The sequence below is a fragment of the Buttiauxella sp. AC038 genome, from assembly GCF_979253565.1.
Window position 1 is genome coordinate 1,926,003 of sequence record NZ_CEEDCQ010000001.1, and the last position, 23,876, is coordinate 1,949,878.

At 49.4% G+C, this 23,876-nt stretch carries 25 protein-coding genes and 1 pseudogene; 11 read left to right on the forward strand and 15 right to left on the reverse strand.

Annotated elements, in window-relative coordinates:
* Window positions 1-3 precede the first annotated feature (3 nt).
* The 9 genes from fliN to fliF all read right to left on the reverse strand — a co-directional run bounded on the left by fliN (window position 4) and on the right by fliF (window position 8,601).
* A complete protein-coding gene (gene fliN / locus AC0IXI_RS09190; RefSeq protein WP_134186496.1) occupies window positions 4-417 on the reverse strand; it encodes a flagellar motor switch protein FliN in 414 nt (137 codons plus the stop codon).
* Entirely contained in the window at window positions 414-1,418 is a 1,005-nt protein-coding gene (gene fliM / locus AC0IXI_RS09195; RefSeq protein ID WP_471682293.1) for a flagellar motor switch protein FliM, read from the reverse strand. The genes fliN and fliM overlap by 4 nt, the downstream gene beginning before the upstream one ends.
* Window positions 1,419-1,422: 4 nt before the next feature.
* On the reverse strand, window positions 1,423-1,890 hold the full coding sequence (fliL, locus tag AC0IXI_RS09200; protein ID WP_064512062.1) for a flagellar basal body-associated protein FliL: 468 nt from the start codon (window positions 1,888-1,890) through the stop codon (window positions 1,423-1,425).
* 249 nt (window positions 1,891-2,139) lie between these two features.
* The gene (locus AC0IXI_RS09205) at window positions 2,140-3,372 is read right to left on the reverse strand and encodes a flagellar hook-length control protein FliK (RefSeq protein ID WP_471682294.1); all 1,233 of its coding nucleotides are present in this window, start codon (window positions 3,370-3,372) and stop codon (window positions 2,140-2,142) included.
* The gene (gene fliJ, locus AC0IXI_RS09210) at window positions 3,369-3,812 is read right to left on the reverse strand and encodes a flagellar export protein FliJ (protein ID WP_471682295.1); all 444 of its coding nucleotides are present in this window, start codon (window positions 3,810-3,812) and stop codon (window positions 3,369-3,371) included. The genes AC0IXI_RS09205 and fliJ overlap by 4 nt, the downstream gene beginning before the upstream one ends.
* A 62-nt stretch (window positions 3,813-3,874) precedes the next feature.
* Window positions 3,875-5,233, reverse strand: coding sequence for a flagellar protein export ATPase FliI (gene fliI, locus AC0IXI_RS09215; RefSeq protein WP_471682296.1), 1,359 nt, complete (start codon window positions 5,231-5,233; stop codon window positions 3,875-3,877).
* Entirely contained in the window at window positions 5,233-5,934 is a 702-nt protein-coding gene (fliH, locus tag AC0IXI_RS09220) for a flagellar assembly protein FliH (protein WP_471682297.1), read from the reverse strand. The genes fliI and fliH overlap by 1 nt, the downstream gene beginning before the upstream one ends.
* Window positions 5,927-6,919, reverse strand: a complete 993-nt coding sequence (gene fliG, locus AC0IXI_RS09225) for a flagellar motor switch protein FliG (RefSeq protein WP_064512055.1) — start codon at window positions 6,917-6,919, stop codon at window positions 5,927-5,929. The genes fliH and fliG overlap by 8 nt, the downstream gene beginning before the upstream one ends.
* Window positions 6,916-8,601, reverse strand: a complete 1,686-nt coding sequence (gene fliF, locus AC0IXI_RS09230) for a flagellar basal-body MS-ring/collar protein FliF (protein WP_471682298.1) — start codon at window positions 8,599-8,601, stop codon at window positions 6,916-6,918. The genes fliG and fliF overlap by 4 nt, the downstream gene beginning before the upstream one ends.
* Before the next feature lie 217 nt (window positions 8,602-8,818).
* Between fliF and fliE the strand changes: the two genes are divergently transcribed.
* Window positions 8,819-9,130 carry a flagellar hook-basal body complex protein FliE gene (gene fliE / locus AC0IXI_RS09235; RefSeq protein ID WP_134186506.1) on the forward strand — a complete coding sequence of 104 codons (312 nt, stop codon included), beginning with the start codon at window positions 8,819-8,821 and terminating at the stop codon, window positions 9,128-9,130.
* Between the two features lie 650 nt (window positions 9,131-9,780).
* On the opposite strand, the gene AC0IXI_RS09240 is transcribed toward fliE, so the two are convergent.
* A complete protein-coding gene (locus tag AC0IXI_RS09240; RefSeq protein ID WP_134186645.1) occupies window positions 9,781-10,293 on the reverse strand; it encodes an LbetaH domain-containing protein in 513 nt (170 codons plus the stop codon).
* 205 nt (window positions 10,294-10,498) lie between these two features.
* Here AC0IXI_RS09240 and AC0IXI_RS09245 point away from each other — a divergent pair, with 205 nt between their 5' ends.
* Complete coding sequence (locus tag AC0IXI_RS09245; RefSeq protein ID WP_471682299.1) at window positions 10,499-11,119, forward strand: LysE family translocator; 621 nt, start codon at window positions 10,499-10,501, stop codon at window positions 11,117-11,119.
* A 133-nt stretch (window positions 11,120-11,252) separates the two neighbouring features.
* Window positions 11,253-11,666, forward strand: coding sequence for a lipoprotein YedD (gene yedD / locus AC0IXI_RS09250; protein ID WP_064512139.1), 414 nt, complete (start codon window positions 11,253-11,255; stop codon window positions 11,664-11,666).
* Window positions 11,667-11,712: 46 nt separating this feature from the next.
* On the opposite strand, the gene amyA is transcribed toward yedD, so the two are convergent.
* The 4 genes from amyA to fliD form a co-directional block, all read right to left on the reverse strand.
* Window positions 11,713-13,200, reverse strand: a complete 1,488-nt coding sequence (gene amyA / locus AC0IXI_RS09255; RefSeq protein ID WP_134186647.1) for an alpha-amylase — start codon at window positions 13,198-13,200, stop codon at window positions 11,713-11,715.
* A 102-nt stretch (window positions 13,201-13,302) separates the two neighbouring features.
* Window positions 13,303-13,665, reverse strand: a complete 363-nt coding sequence (gene fliT / locus AC0IXI_RS09260) for a flagella biosynthesis regulatory protein FliT (protein ID WP_471682300.1) — start codon at window positions 13,663-13,665, stop codon at window positions 13,303-13,305.
* Window positions 13,665-14,072 carry a flagellar export chaperone FliS gene (fliS, locus tag AC0IXI_RS09265; RefSeq protein ID WP_232864734.1) on the reverse strand — a complete coding sequence of 136 codons (408 nt, stop codon included), beginning with the start codon at window positions 14,070-14,072 and terminating at the stop codon, window positions 13,665-13,667. The genes fliT and fliS overlap by 1 nt, the downstream gene beginning before the upstream one ends.
* A 15-nt stretch (window positions 14,073-14,087) precedes the next feature.
* Entirely contained in the window at window positions 14,088-15,488 is a 1,401-nt protein-coding gene (gene fliD, locus AC0IXI_RS09270) for a flagellar filament capping protein FliD (RefSeq protein ID WP_471682301.1), read from the reverse strand.
* A gap of 243 nt (window positions 15,489-15,731) precedes the next feature.
* Here fliD and AC0IXI_RS09275 point away from each other — a divergent pair, with 243 nt between their 5' ends.
* From AC0IXI_RS09275 to sdiA, 8 genes and pseudogenes are all read left to right on the forward strand, one after another.
* Window positions 15,732-17,240 carry a flagellin N-terminal helical domain-containing protein gene (locus AC0IXI_RS09275; protein WP_471682302.1) on the forward strand — a complete coding sequence of 503 codons (1,509 nt, stop codon included), beginning with the start codon at window positions 15,732-15,734 and terminating at the stop codon, window positions 17,238-17,240.
* 176 nt (window positions 17,241-17,416) lie between these two features.
* On the forward strand, window positions 17,417-18,136 hold the full coding sequence (locus tag AC0IXI_RS09280; RefSeq protein WP_064512046.1) for an RNA polymerase sigma factor FliA: 720 nt from the start codon (window positions 17,417-17,419) through the stop codon (window positions 18,134-18,136).
* A gap of 149 nt (window positions 18,137-18,285) precedes the next feature.
* Window positions 18,286-18,834: pseudogene (gene fliZ / locus AC0IXI_RS09285) on the forward strand (flagella biosynthesis regulatory protein FliZ); the annotation flags it as partial.
* Window positions 18,835-19,045: 211 nt separating this feature from the next.
* Window positions 19,046-19,846, forward strand: coding sequence for a cystine ABC transporter substrate-binding protein (gene tcyJ, locus AC0IXI_RS09290; RefSeq protein WP_064512045.1), 801 nt, complete (start codon window positions 19,046-19,048; stop codon window positions 19,844-19,846).
* A 123-nt stretch (window positions 19,847-19,969) separates the two neighbouring features.
* Window positions 19,970-20,956, forward strand: coding sequence for a D-cysteine desulfhydrase (gene dcyD, locus AC0IXI_RS09295; protein ID WP_471682303.1), 987 nt, complete (start codon window positions 19,970-19,972; stop codon window positions 20,954-20,956).
* Window positions 20,957-20,980: 24 nt separating this feature from the next.
* A complete protein-coding gene (gene tcyL, locus AC0IXI_RS09300; RefSeq protein ID WP_064512043.1) occupies window positions 20,981-21,649 on the forward strand; it encodes a cystine ABC transporter permease in 669 nt (222 codons plus the stop codon).
* Entirely contained in the window at window positions 21,646-22,398 is a 753-nt protein-coding gene (gene tcyN / locus AC0IXI_RS09305) for an L-cystine ABC transporter ATP-binding protein TcyN (RefSeq protein WP_064512042.1), read from the forward strand. The genes tcyL and tcyN overlap by 4 nt, the downstream gene beginning before the upstream one ends.
* A gap of 207 nt (window positions 22,399-22,605) precedes the next feature.
* Window positions 22,606-23,328, forward strand: a complete 723-nt coding sequence (gene sdiA, locus AC0IXI_RS09310; RefSeq protein WP_064512041.1) for a transcriptional regulator SdiA — start codon at window positions 22,606-22,608, stop codon at window positions 23,326-23,328.
* 73 nt (window positions 23,329-23,401) lie between these two features.
* On the opposite strand, the gene AC0IXI_RS09315 is transcribed toward sdiA, so the two are convergent.
* Window positions 23,402-23,626, reverse strand: coding sequence for a DUF2594 family protein (locus AC0IXI_RS09315; RefSeq protein ID WP_034458173.1), 225 nt, complete (start codon window positions 23,624-23,626; stop codon window positions 23,402-23,404).
* Window positions 23,627-23,876: the final 250 nt, after the last annotated feature.

The window sequence follows — 23,876 nt, forward strand, 5'->3', positions numbered from 1 at the left end:
GTGTTAGCGGCTCAAACGACGCATACGCTCAGATGGCGTGATAATGTCGGTGATACGAACACCGTATTTGTCAGCCACTACCACGACTTCGCCCTGAGCAATCAGATAACCGTTGATCAAAATATCCAGCGGTTCACCTGCTAAGCCATCCAGCGCTACCACTGAACCTTGCGACAAACGCAGCAGCTCTTTGATAGTCATACGGGTACGGCCCAGCTCCACAGTCAGTTTGACGGGGATGTCCATAATCAGGTCGATGTCTTGCATCGCGCCCGCTATGTCATTGCCTTCAAGAGCACGGAATACGCTGTCTGCGGTGCTTTTGTTGGTCGTAACTTTCTGTTCGTTTAACGCGTCAGCCCACAGATCGTCCACGGAGTCTGCATTGTCGTCGGACGGTTGATTAATATCACTCATTTGGGCTGTTCCTCGTTCAGCGAATTCAGTATCGGGTTGATCAAATGTTCGACGCGCAGAGCGTACTGGCCGTTAAGCGTACCGTACTGACTAGTCAGTACCGGGACACCGTCAACGTGCGCCAGAATCCTGTCCGGTTTATCAATCGGCAACACGTCACCAGGTTTCAATTTTAAAATTTGCGACAGGCGTAGCGGGATGTCAGCGAAATTGGCAATTAGCTCAAGCTCAGAATGCTGAACCTGACGTACCAGGGTATCGCGCCAGCTTTGGTCTTCCTGACGGGAGTTTTCCAGCGGCGGATTCACCAGCAGCTCGCGCAAAGGCTCAATCATGCTAAACGGCAGGCAGATATTAAACTCGCCGGTCAGGTTGCCGATTTCCACATGGAATGGCGTATTCACCACGATGTCGTTGGGCGGCGTCGTAATGTTGGTAAATTTCACCTGCATTTCGGAACGCACATACTCCACTTCTAGTGGATAAATGGCTTTCCACGCGTCGCTATAAGATTCCAGCGCCAGTTTCAACATGCGGTTAATCACGCGCTGCTCGGTATGGGTAAACTCCCGGCCTTCAACTTTAGTTGGGAAACGTCCGTCACCACCAAACAGGTTGTCCACGGCGATAAACACAAGGCTTGGGGAGAATACGAACAAACCTGTGCCGCGCAGCGGTTTCAGATGCATCAAGTTGAGGTTGGTAGGCACGGGCAAGTTACGGGCAAACTCGTGGTACGGCTGAATGCGGATAGCCCCGACGGTAATGTCCGGGCTGCGACGTAACAGGTTAAATAACCCCATACGGAATTGACGAGCAAAACGCTCGTTAATAATTTCCAGAGCCTGTAAGCGCTCGCGCACCACACGACGTTGGGTATTGGGGTCATAAGGACGAATGTCGGTTTCATTAACGACACTGGTCTTGGGTTCGTCGGAGTTGTCACTGTCGCCATTTAACAGTGCGTCAATTTCGGCCTGAGAAAGAATGCTGTCGCCCATGGGATTACCGCAAAATAAAGGCGGTATACAGCACATCGCTGACTGCCTGTTGAGGTTGTCCGGCGACCAGAGGCGGTGCCAGCGTATTCTTTATCGCTTCAACCAGTTTCTGTTTACCTTCATCGGTCGCAAGGGCTGCACTGTCCTGGCGGGAAAACAGCAGCAATAGACGACTACGTACTTCTGGCAGGAATTCACTCAGACGTTGACGCGTGGCTTCATCCTTCAGGCGCAATGTGACACCGATATACAAGACGCGGTCAGCATCACCGAGGTTAACGGTGAAGGTGTCCAGTGCGAAAAATACCGGTGCTGGCGGTGGCTCTGGTGCCTTCGCCTGTGCGGCAGCAGGTTGCTGCTGCATACGCCAGTAGCTGTAACCAGCGGTAGCACACGCGGCAAGTGTAATCAGGACCAGTAATGGCATCCAGATGGAGCGCTTGCGGCTTTTTGGCAAAGCGTTGTCAGTCATAAAATGAATCTTTCCTGTATCGGTACTGCATATATACCCATCGCCCTTCAAGTTGCATGGGTGTTGGCTGCTCTCATTCACCCGAATCACTTACGCAAGTAAGCTCATCGGGATTCATTCGATTGCCGCCTACCTGCACCTTGAAGTAGCTTGGGTATCGGTTAATTATCGCGTGTCGGCGGGCGTTCAAAGGCCCGAAAACAGGTGATATTTGTTGTTACCTCTGACGTTTAGCTTAGGGAACGTGGCTCAGGCGAAAATATCCACCGCGTTATTACCCGACGCTAAACGTTGTACGCTGGCAGGAACTGCCAGCGAATCAGCATCACCCATTGATGGGAAAGTAGCGCCCGATCGTGATGCTTGTTGCTGCTGTTGGCCTGATTGCTGTTGCTGCTGCCCGGCAGAACTTTCGCTACTGATACTGCTCTGCCCAAGCTGAATACCACTTTCTGCCAGCGCAATACGCAGGTTTGGTAATGTCGCTTCAAGTGCTGCGCGAACGTGGCTGTGGGCTGAAACCATCTGCAATTGTGCCTGGTTGTCATCAAGCTTCATGCTGATTTGAATCTGTCCTAAATCTTCAGGGTGTAAACGTAGCTCGGCACTTTGCTGGCCCTGGCGAGTGAATAGGGTGATGTGCTGGCTAACTGCCTGCTGCCACTCCTGGCTGCCAAGTTGGGCGCTAATTTGTGGTGCGACTGGCACAGCAATTTGCGCCGAAGCAGGTGTCGCCACCGTTGCGGTACTGAAAGTTGGCGTGGTTAGTGCCGAAGCCGTGCTGGTGTTGTTCGCTGCGGCATCACGGTTGCCATTTTCAGTGCTACTTATGGTGAAAGCTTTTGCTTCAACCGGTGAGTCGGTTGTTGCGGGTGCATTTTTTGCTGTAACTGCGCTATCCAGAGCCAAGGTGTTATCTGTCGCGATGGTGCTGTTGGTTCGTGCATCAACCATCGGCGCATTTTTTATGCCGCTACTGGAAAGCAAAGTATTCAGGCTAACCGCCGCGCTGCTCTCACCATCTGGCAGGGGGGCAAGTGTGCTTGCTGCTGGCAATTGCTGTGGCAGCATGGCAAACAGCGCGCTTAATGCCTGCATGTCAGCATTGCTAAGCGTGTGGGTTTGCTCATGTTGCGCATCGACCTGCACCGTTTTTTCATCGTTGCTGCTTTTCTTCACATTAGAGAGCAAGGCAGATAATGCCTGTGGTGCATCGAGTTTATTTAATAGCGCGGCAAGCGTGGTTTTTTCATCAGCGGTATCAGCAGCAATAGCAGGCGCGTCTTTGCCTGCTGTTTTATCCAGAGCGGCTTCCAGAGACACGGTTTTACCATCTGCCAGAGTAACCTCACCCGGCAGCGCTTTGCTCAGCAGGCTCAGGAAATCCTCACTGAAGTCTATATCGCCAGGAACTACACTACCCGGAGCAGACGCAGTACTTGCGACATCGGGAGAGGTTGTAATCAGGGGCTGCATAATCATTCTGCTTTCCTCAATGTTGCCCGCTGGGCGTATTCATCCATCAGTTTTTGATCAAGCTTGTTCTCAGCCAACAGGACTTGCGCTGCTTTGCGCTGCTGTAACATGCTCCAGGCCTGCAATCTCTTCTGCTTCTCTTGCCATACATTCAGCGCCTGAGTGACCTTTCCGTTCCACTGCATCAACTGTTGGCGATGCTGATCGATAGCTTTCTCAAGCGTTTGTATAAATTGCTGATAATTCTGCCAACGGTTACTGGCAATGCCCTGACTCATGCTGTCGTTGAGGCTGGAGCTATATTCAAATTGATAGTTAATCAGCATGTTGAGCTGTTCTTCTGCCGCCTGGCAGCCGCGGCGCATTTCCCCTAAGCGTACTGCTGCGTCCTCGACCTCTTTTTCTGCCAGGTCGTGCAGGGTATCCAGTGCTGTGCTTTGGTTCATTGTTACCTCTCGTCAAGCTTAAGCCGGATGACGCTGATGCTTATCCGACCTACTATGGCTTATCAAACCGTTGGAAAAATAATCTCCAGTGACTGGCAAGCTTCTTCCCAGCCGCTGCGCTCAAAAATCCCTTGCTGCAAAAAGGCTTCCAGTTGCGGCCACAGCAGAATTGCTTTATCGAGCTGCGGGTCACTACCTTTGGCATACGCGCCTACGCTGACCAAATCGCGGTTGCGCTGGAAACTGGATAACAGATGTTTGAAATGGCGCACGCGTGCGTAGTGCTGATCGGTAATTAACGAAGTCATGGCACGACTGATAGACGCTTCAATATCGATTGCCGGGTAGTGACCGCCTTCGGCCAGACGGCGCGATAACACAATGTGGCCGTCAAGAATGGCGCGCGCGGAATCGGCAATCGGATCTTGTTGATCGTCACCCTCGGTCAAAACGGTATAAAACGCGGTAATCGAACCGCCGCCAGAAATGCCGTTACCCGCACGTTCAACCAGCGCAGGTAGCTTGGCAAACACCGACGGTGGGTAACCTTTGGTTGCAGGCGGCTCGCCAATCGCCAGAGCAATTTCACGTTGCGCCATCGCATAACGGGTTAGGGAGTCCATAATAAGCAACACATGCTGGCCACGGTCGCGGAAATCTTCGGCGATGCGCGTGGCGTAAGCGGCACCCTGCATACGTAGCAGCGGCGAAACATCCGCCGGAGCAGCAATGACCACCGAGCGGGCACGCCCTTCAGGGCCAAGAATGTTTTCAATAAAGTCTTTTACTTCTCGCCCACGTTCGCCGATTAACCCCACGACGATTACATCGGCCTGGGTATAACGTGCCATCATGCCCAGCAGCACACTTTTCCCCACGCCAGAACCGGCAAACAGGCCCATACGCTGGCCACGACCCACGGTTAGCAGCGCGTTGATAGGGCGCACACCAACATCGAGCACGTGTTCAATGGGGGTGCGTTGTAAAGGGTTGAACGGGGCGGCACCCAATGCGCCTAGCGTGGTGGTTTCCGGTGCCGGAAGGCTGTCGAGTGGGCGACCACTGCCATCCAGTACACGGCCCAGAAGCGCCGGGCCGAGGGGCAGTTGTTTGCCACTATGCAGGCCACCTTCGCTGGTGGCGCGGGCATAAACACGCGCACCGGGCAGAATGCCTTCGACTTCCTCAAGTGGCATCAGAAACAGTCTTTGACCGTTAAAGCCGACGACCTCACACTCGATATCTCGTGAGTGCTGCTCGATGATGCAGGTTGCACCAAGCGGTAATTGCAGACCTGTGGCTTCCAGTACCAGACCGGTTGCGCGAGTCAAACGACCATAACGACGCACGGTCGGCAGTTGAGACATTTTCGCCTCAAAAGTATCGAGCGAATTAAGCCAGCGAGTCAGACGCGCAGTCATCACAACACTCCTGGCGCTGCAAGGCGGCAGAGTTCTTGCCAGCGCGTTGCAACGCTTGCGTCGAGGTCACCTTCATCGGCGGAGACTTTGCAGCCGCCCTGATGCAGACTTGGGTCGCCACGCAAACGCCAGCCATGCAGGCTGAGGGTTGCGCCCAACATCTCGTCAACACGTTGCAAATCATCCGGGTGAACGCGCAACTGCGGTTTGCCGCTGAATAATGGTTCTTGCTGCAAAAGCGACTGAATCTGCTTAATCAGCGCATTGTTATCAATGCCTTTGGTTTCGCCGATAACCTGGCGAGCCGCCTCCAGTGCCATCTGCATCAAACGTGAAGCGATTACGCTGTCGAGCGCGTCGAGCGTGTACTGGAACTCGCTCACCAGTTGCTGCATTCGCGCATGTACCGGCGCTTGTTGCTGCTTAGCCTCAGCAAGACCTTGTTCAAGTCCTTGCTGAAAACCTGTTTTACGACCCTCTTCCACGCCAATTTTTTGCCCTTCGGCATAGCCCAGTTGATGGCCTTGCTCATGAGCCTGCATCTGCATTTGAGCAAGTTGTTGCTGTAAATCAGGCACGCTTTCCTGAGCCTGGTCAGGCTCATCGCCATCCGATTCCGACTGGAACATCGGCTCGAAGGTCTGTGATGGTGGGGCCAGGTCGTCTGGTGTCCAGATTTTCCATGGCAGCGAGTTAGACATAAGTATCCTCGCTGGTGCCAATTACCATCTCGCCGGTTTCTGCCAGGCGACGAACAATAAGCAGAATGGCTTTCTGTTCGTTTTCCACTTGCGACAGGCGCACCGGGCCACGGTTGGAGAGGTCATCGCGCAGAATATCTGCTGCACGCTGCGACATGTTGCGCAGGAATTTCTCGCGCAGCGGTTGCTCGGCACCTTTGAGGGCGATAAGCAGCGATTCGGATTCCACTTCCTGCAACAGTCGCTGGATACTGCGATCGTCCACTTCGACCAGGTTTTCGAACAGGAACATTTCGTCGATAATTTTCTGTGCCAGTTCGCCGTCGAAGTCGCGAACAGCGGAGATAACCGCTTCTTCCTGCTGCGTTTTCATCAGGTTGATAATTTCTGCTGCCGTTCTCACGCCGCCCATTTTGCTGCGTTTGAGGTTCTGGCCATCGAGCAAGTTGTTAAGCACTTCGGTCAACTCTGCCAGGGCCGCAGGCTGCACGCCGCCGAAGGTGGCGATACGCAGCATTACATCGTGGCGTAGACGTTCGTCGAACAGCGCCAGAATATCGGCCGCCTGAGCGCGTTTGAGATGAACCAAAATCGTGGCGATGATCTGCGGGTGCTCGTCGCGAATAAGGTCGGCGGCACTCTGTGGTTCCATAAAGTTGAGCGTTTCCATACCCGAGGTGGTTTCGCGGGTTTCCAGAATATCTTCCAGCAGGCTGGAAGCACGCTCTTCACCCAATGCTTTGATCAACACAGAGCGCAGGTAGTCGTTGGCGTTAATCGACAGCGCCGCATATTGCTCGGCTTCTTGTTCAAATTCAGCTAACACCTCGGTCAGCTGTTTGTTGGAAATCTGGCGAATGCTGGCCATGGCCGCACTAAGATGCTGGACTTCACGTGGACTAAGGTGCTTGAACACCTCTGCCGCACGGTCTTCGCCAATGGTCATCAACAGAATTGCGCTTTTCTCTGTTCCGCTAATACTCATAGTTCGTTACTCATCCATTGGCGTATCACCAGCGCAACGACGCGCGGATCGTTATCAGACATCTCGCGAATACGCTGGCTCATCACTTCAGCGCTCAGTTTTTGATTCACTTTGCGTTGCTGCTGCTGTTCGTCTTTCGTCAGACGAACTGAAACTGCATCTTCCTCTTCCGCACGCTGGCGTTGTGCTGCCACCTGCGTTTGTTGCACCTCGACCTTACGTTGAATAAGTGGGCGCACCAGTTTGCGCCACAGCAGCCAGGCAACAATCAGTACCACCAACCAACGGCCTGCGGACATCAACATTTCGAAGAAGGCTTGTTGCTTCCAGAACGGCAGCTCAAGGCTGGTTTCTTCTGTTGCACTAAATGGTGAGTTCACAACATTGAGCGTGTCGCCACGTGTATCGGAATAGCCCATCGCTTCACGCGTCAGGTTCTCAATTTGCTTCATCTGCTCGGCGGTCAACGGCAACGGTTTGCCATCGGTTAGCTGGCGGTAATTCACGACGACTGCCACAGACAGGCGTTGAATATCACCGACGTTCAGCTTGGTATGCAAAATAGTGCGGTCAACTTCGTAGTTGGTTGTTTCGTCGCGCTGAGTATTGCTTGAGCCGGTTGGGGTAGACCCACCCATCGGCGTCGTTTGATTTTGTTGAGGTGCATTTGCCGCATTGTTTTGTGGTGCGTTGGCAATAGGGGCATTGTTCGGCGGAGCCGGTTGGTTTGAAAGAGCACCCGGAACACCACCTGGGTTACGGCCATTAACCTGCTCACTTTGGTTTAGCTGGCGTGAACGCACGGCGGCCTGAGAAGGATCGCTATTCGGGCGATACTGCTCTTCAGTTTTTTCTTTATTGGCGAAATCTATCTGGGCGGTGACCTGAGCATGGACATTCCCGCTACCCACGATAGGTGCAAGGATTGATTCGATACGGCGCTGGAAGCGGCTTTCAACATCCATCGCATATTTCAGCTGGGCATCGTTTAAGTCGCGGCCTGCGGTATTGGACTGCGTGAGCAGATGCCCGCCTTGATCAACAAGCGTTACATTACCTGGTGGCAGCCCTGCAACCGCGCTGGAAACCATATGGACAACGGCGCTGATTTGCCCTTCATCTAAAGCGCGGCCAGGTTCGAGGCTGAGCGTTACGGAAGCAGAAGGGGATTTTTGCTCGCGAACAAAGAGAGACGGCTTTGGCATGGCGAGATGCACTCGCGCATTTTTTACCGGGCCGAGTGTTTCGATTGTTCGCGCCAGTTCACCTTCCAGTGCACGCTGGTAGTTCACTTGCTCGCTAAATTGGCTAATACCAAATTTTTCCTGGTCCAGCAGCTCAAAGCCGACTGCGCCACCTTTCGGCAACCCTTGTTGGGCGAGGCGCAGACGCAGGTCGTAGACTTTATCGGCTGGAACTTCAATGGCACTACCGTTATCGGAGAAGCGGTAAGGCACATTCATTTGGGTCAGTTGCGTGACGATGGCGCCACCGTCCTGATCGGCCAGATTGCTGTATAGCACTTTGTAATCAGGTGTTTTGGCCCACAGTACCAGCGCGATAATAACGGCGATCGCCGCCGCACCTGCGACCATCAGTGGGATTTTAGGATTCGCGCGAACGCGGGTCAGCCACTCCTGGGGTTTGTTTTGTGACGTTTGTGCCTGGTCCGCTGCGGTCATTGAGCACCTCGCAGCTGAACATAGACATCATTTTTACTATAAAGAGTGAACAAAACGAGCTCCCACAACAAAAGTTCCACATAGATGGCACCGTCATTATTTTCTTTCTCAAAACTTTCGATGGCTGAATTAGCTCTATTTATTGACGCTAATTACCGCCTTTGTCCTATTGACAAGGTGTTAATCTTGCCGCGTTAAAAATCATTGGGGCAGGTAAATGGCAATTCAGGGCATTGAAGGCGTTCTTCAGCAGTTGCAGGCAACCGCGCTGTCGGCGGGGAATCCGGTTCAGAATAACGAGCCTAAAGTGAGTTTTGCTGGTGAGTTGCAGGCAGCACTTGGTCGCATCAGCGAAACCCAAACCGCTGCGCGTACCCAGGCTGAAAAATTTGCCCTGGGAACTCCCGGTGTTGCGCTAAATGATGTGATGGTCGATCTGCAAAAATCGTCAGTTTCGTTACAAATGGGGATTCAGGTGCGTAACAAGATGGTGTCCGCCTACCAGGAAGTAATGAACATGCAGGTGTAGTTGCTTGATCTATAAGATATATAAAAATATAGACGTACAGTTTTATCACTAAACTAAGAGAGCGTAGGTCAGTACATATGCGCCTACGAAGAAGTGTTATTGTGAAAAAGTTTGTGGACTTGTTAATTATCATCATTGCTAACCCATGATAATCATTATTTTTTTGTCATTAATGCCTTAAAAATTCCTCAAATGTAATAAATGACTTGCCGCTTCCTGATTCGATTCACATAATCCGCGACTGTTTATAGGGGGTATTGTGGCAACTGTTTATTATTTTATGCTTCTGGCGTCAGGTTATACGAGTAATGTTTCATGGAACGTGACCCCCATGCCTAGCATGGAAGTGTGCGAACTCACCTTAAAAGAGGTGATGAAGGGAATTCCTGATAGAAGTTACGGTACTGTCCAGGCCCCATCCGCTGGAAAATGTATAGAAGTTCAGAAGTAAGCAAGATTTTTAAAATGATTCTAAAGGCTGACAATCGTCGGCCTTTTTCTATTTAGCCTGCCATCCATCAAACGCTTCTACTGTCAGAGAGCGTGCCGTGGTCAGATACTGACCGAGAAGGGGAATTTGAGTCCGCCTAAAGTTGTGGAATATGAGCGGCTTAAAACATGTTTCCGATGCTGGGTATTGCGCTAGTTAATTAAATGGTTAACGTTTCGGGCTTTTCGATAATAACCATTTTATTGCTGGAAATGACCGTGCTATTAGACGGAACGCTTTTTAAAACCAGCGTACCTACGCCAATTGTCACGTTGTCGCCAATTTCTATATCATCGCCAATGATGCAGGAATGGGCGCCCATATTGACGTTGTTTCCCACTTTAAATTTGATGTCGACACCATTTTTATTGCTGCCAAGGGTGCAGAATTGCCTGATAGTAAACCCTTCTCCAATCACACAACTTCTGTTGATAATCATTGAGTTACCGTGCCATATCTTAAAGCCCTTGCCAATTTTCAAATGGTAAGACAGCTCTACCCCAAACAGGCCTTCATTAATAACTCGGTTGAGTATCACAAACATCAGCGAAATCGGGTAAAGAGCCTTTGTTTTGGCATGAATAGTGGCCATTCTAAAAATTAAAATAATCAGCTTAGATTTGGCTGTGTTGATTTTTAAGTCATATTTTAATGTGGAAAAGAAATCACGCATGGCGATATTCCTTTTAAGATTTATAAGAATAATCTTAATTCATAATCTGCAACTCGCCATTGAGTCTGGTAAAAGATTTGCTGTGCCGCGCCTTACTGGAATGGCCCAGGCCAGGATAATCATGAAAAAGTCGCTATAACTTGAGTAGGTTTCAATTGTGCGAATGTTAACTTTTCAGTAACATCCGCTCTTTCGGAGATAGAAAATGTCTGTCGCGGATTCCCTTCTTGCCTTCTCAATTGCTGCACTCCTCTTAACGCTGACTCCTGGGCTTGATACCGCACTTATCCTGCGGACGGCTACTGTCGAAGGTGGAAAAAAGGCCTTTCAGGCTGCACTAGGCATCGATACCGGCTGTTTTATCTGGGGCGCTTTAGTCGCTTTTGGACTGGGTGCGCTACTTGCTGCATCTGAGCTGGCTTACGATATTCTCAAGTGGTGTGGCGCTGTGTATTTATTCTGGCTTGGGATACAACTCATTCTTAGGCCTCGTCATACATTTGATACAAGTCAGCTTGAACGGCCCACCTCAAGTAATTGGTTTTTGAGAGGAATGCTCGGAAACGTATTAAATCCTAAGATCGGTGTGTTCTACGTTTCGTTCTTACCTCAATTTATACCTGCAGGGCATTCGCCCATTATCTGGACATTCCTGTTGGTCTCTATTCATGTCGTTTTAGGCACACTTTGGTCATTAACCTTAATTATGGCAACGCGTTATGCGTCGGATCTGCTTAAGATCCCAGCCATTGTGAAATGGATGGATCGTGCCACCGGCGGAGTGTTCATGCTGTTTGCAACAAAACTGGCGTTGAGTAGCCGATAAGAATGAGCCGTATACACTCAGACGTGAAGATGGGGAGTCTTAATCTCCTTCGATGGGTTGCAAGCTACTGAAACACTGGCGGGCTAAGTGCTTTAATGCGAAAATTATTTTTTCTCCGCAGTCGGGATAGATGATGAAGAAGATTGCATTATTGACAGTGTTGCTGGCGTTAAGCGGTTGTGTGCAGGTTGATAATTACCGCGAAGTGGTTAAAACCCCAGCGCCTGCAGGGCTTGCTGGTTACTGGCAGTCACAAGGCCCACAAAGTGAGATGGTGAGCCCGGAAGCGATCGCGACTCTTGTGGTCACACCGCAAGGGGATACGCTCGATTGCCGCCAGTGGCAGCGCGTGCTTGCTCTGCCAGGTAAACTGACTGTGCGTTCAGATGACTGGTATAACGTGACCAACAAACGCGATGTTTATAGCGTTGAGCGTGAAGGCGATACGCTGGAATATGCCGGTATGACCCTGAAACGTGTTGATCGTCCGACGCAAGAATGTGCTGATTATTTGCAGAAGAACCCGCTGGATAGCAAATTACCGTAAGTGATGATTCCCTCTCCTTTAACTGGAGAGGGAAGTTTCAGTCAATCTATAACACCTCTTCCATTACCCACACGCTGACGCTTCCGCCGTTGCAGGAAAATGTCGCACTACCTTTTTCATCGGTGGTGACGGTTTCTTCACGGTTGCCCAGATAATCCCGCCAGTTTTTGCTGCCGTAATTATCGCCGAGCGTAATAGTTTTCTCGCCATCATCACCGTTTGATAACACCACCACGCAACCTGGATTTTCATCGGTACCGCTGCGGCTAAAGGCGATGCAATTAGGGTGATCAAACCATAGCGTTTGCACGCCGTGGGCGAAGCGTTCACGGGCATGGATTAAATCATCCAACTGCTCAATTATCGGCATGTCGATGTGGTAAGTTTCGCCATCGCCACCTTCGTCATCGTAACTGGCGCCAAATAAATCGGGATAAAACACACTCGGCACACCGTTTTCGCGCAGCAAAATCAGAGCATAAGCTAAGGGTTTGAACCACGGTTCTACAGGTGCTTCAAGTGATTGCAGGGGTTGCGTGTCATGGTTGGCAACGAGAGTGACGGCATGGAAAGGGTCAGCTTCAACTAGCGTGCCGGTGAAAATCTGGCTCATGTCGTAATCGCGACCTTGTTTTGACGCCTCGTGGAATTTCATTTGCAGCGGTGCATCAAACAGCATCGTTTTGCCATCGACCTGCGCGATATATTCCTGAAGTTTATCGACTTCATGGGACCAGTATTCTGCAACAACAAACAGCGGTTGTTCAGCCACTTCCTGAACATGTTCAATCCACTCTTTGTAGAACCACGCCGGAATGTGTTTGACCGCATCGAGGCGGAAGCCGTTACAACCCGTCTCTTCCATTACCCAGCGTGCCCAGTATTTCAACTCTTCTGTTACGGCGTGATTGCGAAAATCGATATTCTCGCCCATTAGATAGTCGAAATTGCCGAGCTCATCATCAACCTGGTCGTTCCACCCTTCACCGGTATAATCATTGATTATCTTGAAAATACCGTCCTCATTTGGGTTTTCGATGTGGTCAACGCCACTAAAGCATTTGTAATCCCAGACAAATTTCGAGTATTGACCGGCACGGGCAGGGAAGGTGTAACGCGTCCAGGCTTCGCATTCGATAACTTCGTCGTCTATTTCATTACGGTTTTCTTCGTTGACACGATTGACCTGAATGCGCTCTTTCTCATCAGCGCCCATTTTGTGGTTAACCACCACATCAAGCAGCACAGCAATATCGTTTTCTTTTAGGGCTTTTATTGCTGCCAGCAATTGCGCTTTATCGCCGTATTTGGTCGCCACAGAGCCTTTTTGGTCGAATTCACCGAGATCAAAAAGATCGTAACAGTCATATCCCACCGAATAGCCACCGGAGCTACCTTTGTAAGCCGGTGGCAGCCAGACCATATTGACGCCGATATCATTGAGCGTTGCCGCGCGTTCGGCGACTTCTGCCCACAACTGACCCCCACCGGGGTAATACCAATGGAAAAATTGCAACAAGGTTGGGTTTTTCATCGAGTCCACGCTCCAGGAGTCATTTAGCTGACCACTGGAGTATGGAAGATTTTAGGATGATTAGCGGATTAGTTATTGAATGCTTTGCAGTGTGAGGCAAAATTATTGTGGTGCATCAGGTACCAGTAACTGGCCTGATAACCTTCCATACGTGTGGTTCAGGGTTTGCTGGCGCGATGACTGGCCGATTAACGAACTCAGTTCGTCCAGGCGCTGCTGTAATAAGTTTTTAAGCGCCTGCTCATTTTCCAGAATTTGCTCTAGTTTTTGCTGCAACATATCCTGCACGCTTTTCGTCGTCCCTGGTGGAATAGGGTTGGCGTTAAGCGTCTCAATGCCTTGCAGGTAAGCGACTTCCTGCTCCAGCAATAAATCCCACTCGCCACGCTGTGCCAGTTCCAGCAACGACTGGCTTAACAGCACCACGTTCTGCCAGCGGCTGATCAGTTCTACATACGGCGACATTAGGCAGGCTCCCGCGCAGCATTCAGAGGTGAGATCTGTTTCCAGGCATCCGCAATATTGGTTAATAGCCTTTCGACCTCCTCTATTGCACTAACATCATTATGTAAATTTGCTTGCAATAGACGGCGAACCAAATAGTCGTATAGAGAAGATAAACTGTCTACTAATTCGCCACCTTGTTCATGATTGAGTCCTGCCTTCAGACCGTTATCAATAATATTGATAGCTTTGCTCAGTGCTTCACCCTTCGCTGCCACCTCTCCTTGCTGCATAAACAAGCGAGCTCTAACCAGGGCGCTTAATGCTCCATCGAAAAGCAAAACAATCAATTGATGAGGACTCGCGCTCATGACGGCGCTTTCCACACCTATCTGAGCATATGCTTGTGTACCCCGCGCGCTGTACATAATTACCCCTTGTTATCAGGAACTGCTGGATGAGAATTGTTGAGTCAGATATGAACTGGTGTTGTTCAGCTTGCTCATCATTGTATCGAGTTGCGTAAACTGAGCTTTATATCGGGCAATGGTGTCGTCAATGCTGGTGCTGACAGCAAGGTATTGCTTGGTCAGACTTTTCAGTGTGGAGTTGATGCTGGTGGTGGCGCTGTCGATAATGCCATCGTCAGCCAGGTAGCTTTTTACCAGGTTGGCGGTTGTTGTGGTGATACCGGTTGTTTTGCCATCGCCGACGAGTAATTTCTGAGTATCAACAGAGTTAGTTGTGAGAGCTGTTTTGAGCTTATCGTCGTCAATTTTGAGCTTGCCGGTCGTGGGATCTTGAGCAATGCCGATCTGCGACAGGGTACTAAATTTCGAACCAGTGTCGCCCGTCGTAAATTGACCACGAATGCCCGTCTGGATGGTGCGAACCACGCTGTCACCCAATAACACGCCGTTACCCGCGCTTTGGTCAGCACCTGCATCCACTGCACTGTATTTCGTCAGGGAGCTGAAGGTGTCCAGCATTGAGTTGTAGGCATCAACCCAGGCTTTAATCGCGGTTGTCGCTTTGTCGTTGCTTTTAGTGATGGTGACGGTAGCGTTAGTCACTTCTTTATTAAGAACTAAAGTGACTCCTTCTGGGGTGTCCTTAACGGTATTGCTACCGCTTACTACTTTAATATTGTTGATGGTTAACTCGGCATCTTGAGCAGAAATCGTTTCAGTTAACCCATTTTTCGTGGCGGTAGAATCATAGCCAATAAGTTCGTTTAGCTCGCTGTCGCCAGTGACACTAATCGTCATTGCTTTGTCTTCGCCGGTTTCGGTAGAAGTAATAACCAGCTGGAATTTGCCTTCACTGTTTTTAATAACGCTCGCAGAAACACCACCGTCGGCAGTATTAATCGCATCGCGAATACCATTCAGCGACGTCTGATCGTCGGTGAGTTTGATTTCCAGTGACTTTTCACGCCCTGGCTGGTTGATAACCAGCGTACGGTCGGTTGATGTAACAGTGCTTTGCTTGTCCGTAGCGTTGGCGATTCCGCCAGTAGCCAGAGACTGTGCCTGCGCCAGCTGAGTCACGCTAATAGTGTATTTACCTGCAGCGGCCCCTGCACCAGTGCTAACACCCAAATCCGTGGTGCTGCTGGTTGCGGTACTGCTTTTAAAAAGGGTGGCGTCATTAAGCGAGGTATTCGCGGTCTGGAATTTTTCAATCGCACTTTTAAGTGAACCGTAAGCTGTCAGTTTGGCGCTATAACTGGATTGTTGTGCAGTTATCGGAGTGAGTCGGCCTTTCTCAGCCGTACTTAGGTTAGTTAACAGTGTATCCAGTGGTAGATTGGAGCCGACCCCTAATGAAGAAACGCTAGCCATTATTAATCCCTTTTCATTACTAACAATTATTCATGTTGGTATCGGCATTGAGAGCGCAAAGTTTAATGATATTTGAAGGTATTTAATGGAGGGAATAATGAAGGCGTTGCGGGTTATTTCTGCGGCTAGTTAAAAAGTGAAATTTTTCTAAAGTTCGAAAATAGTGTGCCGATACATGGGTAGACGGTGAGAAACCGTGGGCAACAGCCCAACCACAAAATGTGAATTGATAAGGATAAAATCATGGCACAAGTTATCAACACTAACAGCCTGTCGCTGTTGACCCAAAACAATCTGAATAAATCTCAGTCAACTCTGGGCACCGCAATCGAGCGCCTGTCTTCTGGTCTGCGTATTAACAGCGCTAAAGACGATGCAGCGGGCCAGGCCATTGCCAACCGCTTCACTTCGAATATCAAAGGCTTGACTCAGGCTTCTCGTAACGCCAATGATGGTATTTCTCTTGCACAAACCACAGAAGGTGCGTTGAATGAAATCAACAACAACCTGCAACGTGTTCGTGAACTTGCTGTGCAATCATCTAACCAAACTAATTCAGATAGCGATTTGTCATCTATCCAGGCTGAAATCCAACAGCGTTTGAATGAAATTGACCGCGTTTCTGGACAAACTCAATTCAACGGCGTCAAAGTTTTGTCTGAAACACAGGGAATGACTATTCAGGTTGGTGCTAATGATGGTGAGACTATCACTATCAATTTGCAGGAAATTAACTCTGAAACTTTAGGTTTGACTGGTTTTGGTGTTAAAGATGCAACTACCTTAAAACCTGCCGCGCAGGCTACGACTTCATTTGGTTCTGCTGGTACACCTATAACCCTCGATGCAGCCACAACATTAGATGCCGATATTGCAGCTAAAGCTTCTGGTACAAGTACAGCAGGTGCACGCAATGGCGTAGTCATGACTGACACAAATGGAAATCTGTTTGTTGAAGTAACAGGCTCTGATGTGCCAGCGGAGAACGGCTACTATTCAGTTGCTGTTGATAAAGATCCAGCATCAGCTACTGCTGGTCAGCTTACCCTTGGCAATAAAGCTACTACTCAACCTACACCTGGTAACTTAACAACTGCCACAACTGTTTCTGGTTCAGATGGCTCTACAGTTGCTGTCAAAATTGGAACTGATGCAGCAACGGCATCAATTACCAACGCCAAGCTCTTTAAATTACAAGATGCAAATGGCAAAGATACCGGCTCTTATGCATTGATCGGTGATGATGGTAAGCAATATGCTGCAACTGTGGATGAAAAATCAGGTGATGTTTCTGTTAAAACCGCTTCTTACACAGATGCATCAGGTACTGCACAAAATAATGTAAAAGTGCAATTAGGGGGTTCTGAAGGTAAAACAGAAGTCATTAAAACCGCTGATGGAAAAACTTATAATGCAAGCGATCTAAGTGGCAAAAACCTTAAAACTGACACTGTAACGTCTATCTCGACTACTAAAGCTACTGATCCATTGACTAAAATTGATGCAGCATTGGCTCAAGTTGACGCTCTACGTTCTGACCTTGGTGCGGTACAGAACCGTTTCGATTCTGCTATCACCAACTTGGGTAACACCGTAAACAACCTGACCTCTGCTCGTAGCCGTATCGAAGATGCTGACTACGCGACCGAAGTTTCCAACATGTCTAAAGCGCAGATCCTGCAGCAGGCGGGTACTTCTGTTCTGGCACAGGCAAACCAGGTTCCGCAGGGCGTTCTGTCTCTGCTGCGTTAAGTTTCATAAAAAAACGCACATTCCTGACCAAACCCCGCGCTTGCGGGGTTTTTTCATATCCATTGTTACCCATAACCCCCAAATAACCCCTTATTTCACCCACTATTCTTGCGATTAAAAACCCTCCAGAAACGGATAATCATGCCGATAACTCAACTAACGCAGGGCTGTTTATCGTGAATTCACTGTATACCGCTGAAGGTGTGATGGATAAACACTCGCTGTGGCAGCGTTATGTACCGCTGGTGCGTCACGAAGCATTGCGCCTGCAGGTACGCCTGCCCGCGAGTGTGGAGCTTGACGACCTGCTACAGGCGGGCGGCATCGGGTTGTTAAACGCAGTGGACCGTTATGATGCCCTGCAAGGAACGGCATTTACTACCTACGCGGTGCAGCGCATCCGTGGGGCGATGCTTGATGAGTTGCGCAGCCGTGACTGGGTGCCCCGCAGCGTCAGGCGTAATGCCCGCGGCGTGGCGCAGGCAATTGGTCAACTGGAGCAAGAGCTGGGCCGTAATGCGACTGAAACTGAAGTGGCTGACCGGTTGGATATCCCGCTCAACGAATACCGTCAGATGTTGCTCGACACCAATAACAGCCAACTCTTCTCTTATGATGAGTGGCGTGAAGAGCATGGCGATAGTATCGAACTGATTACTGAAGAGCATCAGCAGGCAAACCCGCTTCAACAACTGTTGGAAGGGAATTTGCGTGAACGTGTGATGGGCGCAATTGATGCGTTACCCGATCGCGAAAAGATGGTGCTGACACTTTACTACCAGGAAGAGCTGAATCTGAAAGAGATTGGCGCGGTGCTGGAAGTAGGGGAGTCGCGCGTCAGTCAGTTGCACAGCCAGGCGATTAAACGTTTACGCACTAAGCTCGGTAAGTTGTAAATGCCCGTCATACTTCAAGTCGCATCTTTGTTGGCAGCGTGCACGCGCCCGAATCACTTACTGACGTAAGCTCATCGGGATTTGTTCTCTTGCCGCCGCGGTGCGACTCGAATTATTTGGGTATTTGGCGAGATAATCGGGATTACATAATGACGGTGCAGCAATTAAAAAAACGGCCATTAAGCCGTTATTTGAAAGACTTTAAACACACACAAACGCATTGCGCGCAGTGCGCAAAATTGCTCGACAGAATCACGCTTACGCGTGGGGGTGAGATTGTCAGCAAAACCGCAATTGCCCAACTTGATACCTTAATAGATGAAAATGGCTGGCAGGCTGAACGCCAGTCCTGGGCAGCACTGTGCCGTTTTTGCGGTGATTTGTATTGCAAAGAGCAGAAACACTATTTCGATATCATTGGCTTTAAAGAATACCTGTTCGAGCAAACTGAGATGAGCCACGGCACTATCCGCGAATATGTGGTGCGCCTGCGTCGTCTGGGGAATCATTTTGCCCTACAAAACATCCCATCTCCCACTTCAACTAAGGCCTTCTTCGACGATTCCCTGGAAGAATGGTTACCGCCAACCAGCACCAACAATTACCGTATTGCACTGCGCAAGTACGGGCAGTTCCAGACCCTGAACCAAAATACCCATGCCCATTTCCAGGAAAATAAATCAACTTCTGATCATTACCCAAAAGATTTCATGTTGCAGGAAGGCGGCAAGCGAGTGAATCCCGATGAGCTTACTGTAGTAAGTGATTCGGATGAAAGAGAGCAGCCAACGCACCTGCAACTTGAAAGATAAGGGTATATATTAAAATGGCATAACTTGTAGCGTAGTGGTTTTGATTGATTATATTAAGTCGTTACACTACATCAAATTATCGACATTCGGGGTATCTATGAAATTAGCAATGGTGGGGCGTCAGGCGCTAATGGGCGTGCTGGCTGTGGCAATGGTAGCTGGCGCGAGTGTGCAGACGTTTGCGGCGGAAAACTTACTCAATAAAGTTAAAGAACGCGGCACGTTGCTGGTTGGGCTGGAAGGGACTTACCCTCCGTTTAGCTTCCAGGGTGATGATGGCAAACTGACCGGTTTTGAAGTGGAATTTGCAGAACAACTGGCACAGCACCTGGGCGTGAAAGCCGCGCTTAAGCCGACTAAATGGGACGGCATGCTGGCGTCACTGGACTCCAAACGCATCGATGTGGTGATTAATCAGGTCACAATTTCCGATGTGCGTAAGCAAAAATATGATTTCTCCACGCCATACACCGTTTCTGGTATTCAGGCGCTGGTGAAGAAAGGCAATGAAGGCAGCATTACCGGACCTGAGTCGCTGAAAGGTAAGAAAGTGGGCGTTGGCCTTGGGACAAACTACGAAGAGTGGTTGCGTGCCAATGTGCAGGGCGTTGATATCCGCACTTATGATGATGACCCAACTAAGTATCAGGATCTGCGCGTAGGTCGTATCGATGCCATTCTGGTTGACCGCCTGGCGGCACTGGATCTGGTGAAGAAAACTAAAGATACCCTGGCAGTAGCTGGCGCTCCATTCTCTCGTCAGGAAGCAGGTGTTGCCGTACGTAAAGGCAACGAAGACCTGGTTGAAGCTATCAACAAAGGTATCGCTGAAATGCAGAAAGATGGTTCTTTAGCGAAGCTTTCCGAGAAGTGGTTTGGTGCTGACGTGACTAAGTAGTTTCCGAAAGCCTGAAAAAAGGTGCTGATTTCAGCACCTTTTTTTATTTGCATTTGCGGGCATTCGGCCAGGCTCGTGCATAATGAAGAGATATGAATTTTTAATAAGTGTATGGAGTTGCTCATGTCACTGCACAATCTGACGCGTTTCCCGCGTCTGGAATTTATCGGCGCCCCGACGCCACTCGAATATTTGCCGCGTTTTTCTGACTATCTCGGCCGTGAAATCTACATCAAGCGTGACGACACAACCCCTATGGCGATGGGTGGGAATAAGCTGCGTAAACTTGAGTTTCTGGCGGCTGACGCATTACGTGAAGGGGCTGACACGCTGGTCACCGCAGGGGCAATTCAGTCGAATCACGTTCGCCAAACTGCAGCGGTTGCTGCAAAGCTTGGCCTGAAATGTGTCGCTTTGCTGGAAAACCCGATTGGTACACAGGCAGAAAACTATCTCACCAATGGCAACCGTTTGATGCTCGACCTGTTTGATGTCGAAATTGAAATGTGTGATGCGTTGCATTCGCCGGACCAACAACTCGAAGAAATAGCCGTTCGTCTTGAAGCACAGGGTTTTCGCCCGTACGTGATTCCGGTGGGTGGCTCGAATGCACTGGGTGCGTTGGGTTATGTGGAAAGCGCGCTGGAAATCGCCCAGCAGTGTGAAGGTGCGGTGAGCGTATCATCTGTTGTTGTTGCGTCCGGAAGCGCCGGGACTCATGCAGGACTTGCGGTAGGGCTTGAACAGCTTATGCCGGATGTTGATTTAATTGGCGTTACCGTGTCGCGCACCATTGCTCAGCAATTACCGAAAGTGGAAGCATTGCAGCAGGCTGTGGCGCAGTCGCTTAGTGTCAGCGCAAACAATCCGATTAAACTTTGGGATGACTACTTCGCTCCGGGCTACGGCACGCCGAACGAAGAAGGGCTTGAGGCGATTAAAATTCTCGCCCGCCTGGAAGGGATACTGCTCGATCCGGTTTACACTGGCAAAGCGATGGCGGGGTTGATAGACGGCGTTACCCAGAAGCGTTTTAAAGACGAAGGCCCGATTATCTTTATTCATACCGGTGGGGCGCCAGCGTTGTTTGCTTACCATCCGCATGTCTAAGTCATAATAAAATACAGGGTTACTATGCAAGAAAGTATTCAACTGGTGCTGGATTCAGCGCCATTTCTGCTCAAAGGTGCGGTGTTCACGCTGCAACTCAGCATCGGCGGTATGTTCTTTGGGCTGATTCTCGGTTTTTTACTGGCGCTGATGCGCTTGTCACGATTTTGGCCGTTTTCACTGCTCTCACGTTTCTATGTTTCGATTTTTCGTGGTACGCCGTTAATCGCACAGCTGTTTATGATCTATTACGGCCTGCCGCAGTTTGGTATTGAGCTAGATCCTATTCCGGCTGCAATGATTGGTTTGTCGTTGAATATGGCGGCATATGCATCAGAAACTCTGCGTGCTGCCATTTCATCAATTGAGAAAGGGCAGTGGGAAGCGGCGGCAAGTATCGGTATGACGCCGTGGCAAACTTTGCGTCGGGCGATTTTACCGCAGGCCGCGCGCGTGGCATTACCACCACTGAGTAATAGCTTTATCAGTCTGGTGAAAGACACCTCGCTTGCAGCCACAATTCAGGTTCCCGAGTTGTTTCGTCAGGCTCAGCTTATTACTTCGCGCACGCTTGAGGTGTTTACCATGTATCTCGCGGCTTCCTTGATTTACTGGGTGATGGCAACGGTGCTCTCTTCGTTGCAGAACTACTTTGAAAATCAACTCAATCGCCAGGACAGGGATCCAAAATGAGTGCCATCGACGTAAAACAACTGATCAAGAAATTCCATGGGCAGACCGTGCTGCATGGCATCGATCTGGAAGTAAAAGCGGGTGAAGTGGTGGCGATTATTGGGCCAAGCGGCTCAGGTAAAACTACGCTCTTACGTTGCATTAACTTGCTGGAACAACCGGAGTCGGGAACCATCAGGGTTGGCGATATCTCCATTGATGCAGCGCTTTCGCTGAATAAGCAAAAGAATAAAGTGCGCGAACTGCGCCAGCATGTTGGTTTTGTATTCCAAAGTTTCAACCTTTTCCCGCACCGCACGGTGATTGAAAATATCATTGAAGGGCCGGTGATTGTTAAAGGTGAGCCGAAGGAAGAGGCAATAGCACGTGCTCGCGAGCTGCTGGCGAAAGTTGGGTTAAGCGGCAAAGAAACCAGTTACCCGCGCCGCCTTTCAGGTGGCCAGCAACAGCGTGTAGCGATTGCCCGTGCGCTGGCGATGCGCCCGGAAGTGATTCTGTTTGATGAGCCAACCTCAGCACTCGATCCGGAGCTGGTGGGGGAAGTGTTGAGTACAATCCGCCAGCTGGCTGAAGAGAAGCGAACCATGGTGATTGTGACCCATGAAATGAGCTTTGCTCGTGATGTTGCTGACCGAGCTATTTTCATGGACCAGGGGCGTATTGTTGAACAGGGTCCGGCTCGTGAGTTATTTGCTAACCCTAAGCAGGCTCGTACCCAGCAATTTCTTGAAAAGTTCCTGACGCAGTAGCTTGAACGGCCCCAAATGGGGCCATTTATTTATAGTGAACTAACCCTATAATTAATAAGCGTTATAAATAAAAAATAACTATTGAGTAATGACTTTCAATATTCAGCTGTTGTTGCAGTTAAATCATATAAAGAATGTTGGTAAATGTGATAGCGTTAAGCATTACATTTGAAAATGAATTCAATGTCAGGAGATTCGCCAGATATAATGGATGATCGTAACTTTTTTAGCTGGCGGCTGGATGCGCTTAATATCTTCCAGTCTGTCACTCAGGCTGATGAAATAACAAAAATTCTGCATCAGCAAACTGAGCTGTTGGAGTTTGACTATTACTCGCTATGTATACGTCACCCGGTGCCATTTACTCGTCCTAAAACCTCTTTAAGGTCTTCCTATCCTCAAAGCTGGCTCGATCACTACCATGCAGAAAACTACTTTGCGATTGACCCGGTGCTACGCCCGGAAAACTTTATGCGTGGTCATTTACCCTGGGATGACGAGCTTTTTAGTGATACCCCGCAGTTCTGGGATGCGGCAAGGGATCACGGCCTGCGCCGCGGCATTAGTCAGTGTGTAATGGCACCTAATCGGGCAATCGGTTTTTACTCGGTTTCACGTACTCAGGGCAAAGGGAAAGTATTACCTGGTGATGAGCTTCAGTTACGTCTGCAGTATTTGGGTGAATTGAGCCTGATGACATTAACGCGTCTCAACGATCCGTCTATGGATGCGCTGACATTAAAACTCAGCAAGCGCGAGCGGGAAATATTGCAGTGGACGGGGGAAGGAAAAACATCGGCTGAAATAGCTATTATTTTGTCGATATCAGAAAATACCGTCAATTTTCATCAGAAAAATATGCAGAAGAAATTTAACGCGCCAAATAAAACACAAATTGCCTGTTATGCGGCAGCGATTGGAATAATTTGAAAGGGGAGTTAATTCGATGACTCTTCAACGAAACGGCTGGAGAAAAATTCCTCATCCAGCCGCCGTTTAACGATTACTGACGGTAAGCCTGTTTAATTTGCTTAACAGTATTACCAAAGACTTCTGCGTGTGCCGAGTCGTCCATCTGAGCAATTTGCTTTTCCATTTTGATGATAACCTTGCCTGCATCGGCTTGGCCCATGGCTTTCAGCATCTGAGTCAGCATAGCTTTCAGGCAGGTAACTTCAATAGCCAGTTCACTACTGTTGTCTGCGGTGGAAAAATCAGGAGTGCTCATTTGTGTTCCTCGGTCTCGGTTGGTACACCGTTGTTTTGTGTAACGGTTTCGTAAGGCGGCGGAGTATAGCACAATCGTAAACCATTTTATTAGTGCTAACGCTGATCGTCCAGGTTGTAATCTGTACGATGCTGTTAAATTGTTTTGATTATGTTTGTTTGTAGTTAAAAGTTAGGGTGTATAAGCATTATTTAATACGTCTAATATTAATGGATTATCGTTTTTTTTAATGTGAAAAGCATTTTTATTA

Excerpts from the sequence above, each read along its gene's own strand:
- fliF (WP_471682298.1), bottom strand. The coding sequence starts at position 8,601 with ATGACCGCAGCGGACCAGGCACAAACGTCACAAAACAAACCCCAGGAG.
- dcyD (WP_471682303.1), top strand. The coding sequence starts at position 19,970 with ATGTCACTGCACAATCTGACGCGTTTCCCGCGTCTGGAATTTATCGGC.
- AC0IXI_RS09240 (WP_134186645.1), bottom strand. The coding sequence starts at position 10,293 with ATGCGTGATTTCTTTTCCACATTAAAATATGACTTAAAAATCAACACA.
- fliG (WP_064512055.1), bottom strand. The coding sequence starts at position 6,919 with ATGAGTATTAGCGGAACAGAGAAAAGCGCAATTCTGTTGATGACCATT.
- AC0IXI_RS09315 (WP_034458173.1), bottom strand. The coding sequence starts at position 23,626 with ATGAGCACTCCTGATTTTTCCACCGCAGACAACAGTAGTGAACTGGCT.
- fliD (WP_471682301.1), bottom strand. The coding sequence starts at position 15,488 with ATGGCTAGCGTTTCTTCATTAGGGGTCGGCTCCAATCTACCACTGGAT.
- tcyJ (WP_064512045.1), top strand. The coding sequence starts at position 19,046 with ATGAAATTAGCAATGGTGGGGCGTCAGGCGCTAATGGGCGTGCTGGCT.
- fliM (WP_471682293.1), bottom strand. The coding sequence starts at position 1,418 with ATGGGCGACAGCATTCTTTCTCAGGCCGAAATTGACGCACTGTTAAAT.
- AC0IXI_RS09275 (WP_471682302.1), top strand. The coding sequence starts at position 15,732 with ATGGCACAAGTTATCAACACTAACAGCCTGTCGCTGTTGACCCAAAAC.
- AC0IXI_RS09245 (WP_471682299.1), top strand. The coding sequence starts at position 10,499 with ATGTCTGTCGCGGATTCCCTTCTTGCCTTCTCAATTGCTGCACTCCTC.
- tcyL (WP_064512043.1), top strand. The coding sequence starts at position 20,981 with ATGCAAGAAAGTATTCAACTGGTGCTGGATTCAGCGCCATTTCTGCTC.
- fliH (WP_471682297.1), bottom strand. The coding sequence starts at position 5,934 with ATGTCTAACTCGCTGCCATGGAAAATCTGGACACCAGACGACCTGGCC.
- AC0IXI_RS09205 (WP_471682294.1), bottom strand. The coding sequence starts at position 3,372 with ATGATTATGCAGCCCCTGATTACAACCTCTCCCGATGTCGCAAGTACT.
- yedD (WP_064512139.1), top strand. The coding sequence starts at position 11,253 with ATGAAGAAGATTGCATTATTGACAGTGTTGCTGGCGTTAAGCGGTTGT.
- fliL (WP_064512062.1), bottom strand. The coding sequence starts at position 1,890 with ATGACTGACAACGCTTTGCCAAAAAGCCGCAAGCGCTCCATCTGGATG.
- fliJ (WP_471682295.1), bottom strand. The coding sequence starts at position 3,812 with ATGAACCAAAGCACAGCACTGGATACCCTGCACGACCTGGCAGAAAAA.
- fliI (WP_471682296.1), bottom strand. The coding sequence starts at position 5,233 with ATGACTGCGCGTCTGACTCGCTGGCTTAATTCGCTCGATACTTTTGAG.
- fliT (WP_471682300.1), bottom strand. The coding sequence starts at position 13,665 with ATGTCGCCGTATGTAGAACTGATCAGCCGCTGGCAGAACGTGGTGCTG.
- amyA (WP_134186647.1), bottom strand. The coding sequence starts at position 13,200 with ATGAAAAACCCAACCTTGTTGCAATTTTTCCATTGGTATTACCCCGGT.
- fliE (WP_134186506.1), top strand. The coding sequence starts at position 8,819 with ATGGCAATTCAGGGCATTGAAGGCGTTCTTCAGCAGTTGCAGGCAACC.
- fliS (WP_232864734.1), bottom strand. The coding sequence starts at position 14,072 with ATGTACAGCGCGCGGGGTACACAAGCATATGCTCAGATAGGTGTGGAA.
- fliN (WP_134186496.1), bottom strand. The coding sequence starts at position 417 with ATGAGTGATATTAATCAACCGTCCGACGACAATGCAGACTCCGTGGAC.
- tcyN (WP_064512042.1), top strand. The coding sequence starts at position 21,646 with ATGAGTGCCATCGACGTAAAACAACTGATCAAGAAATTCCATGGGCAG.
- sdiA (WP_064512041.1), top strand. The coding sequence starts at position 22,606 with ATGGATGATCGTAACTTTTTTAGCTGGCGGCTGGATGCGCTTAATATC.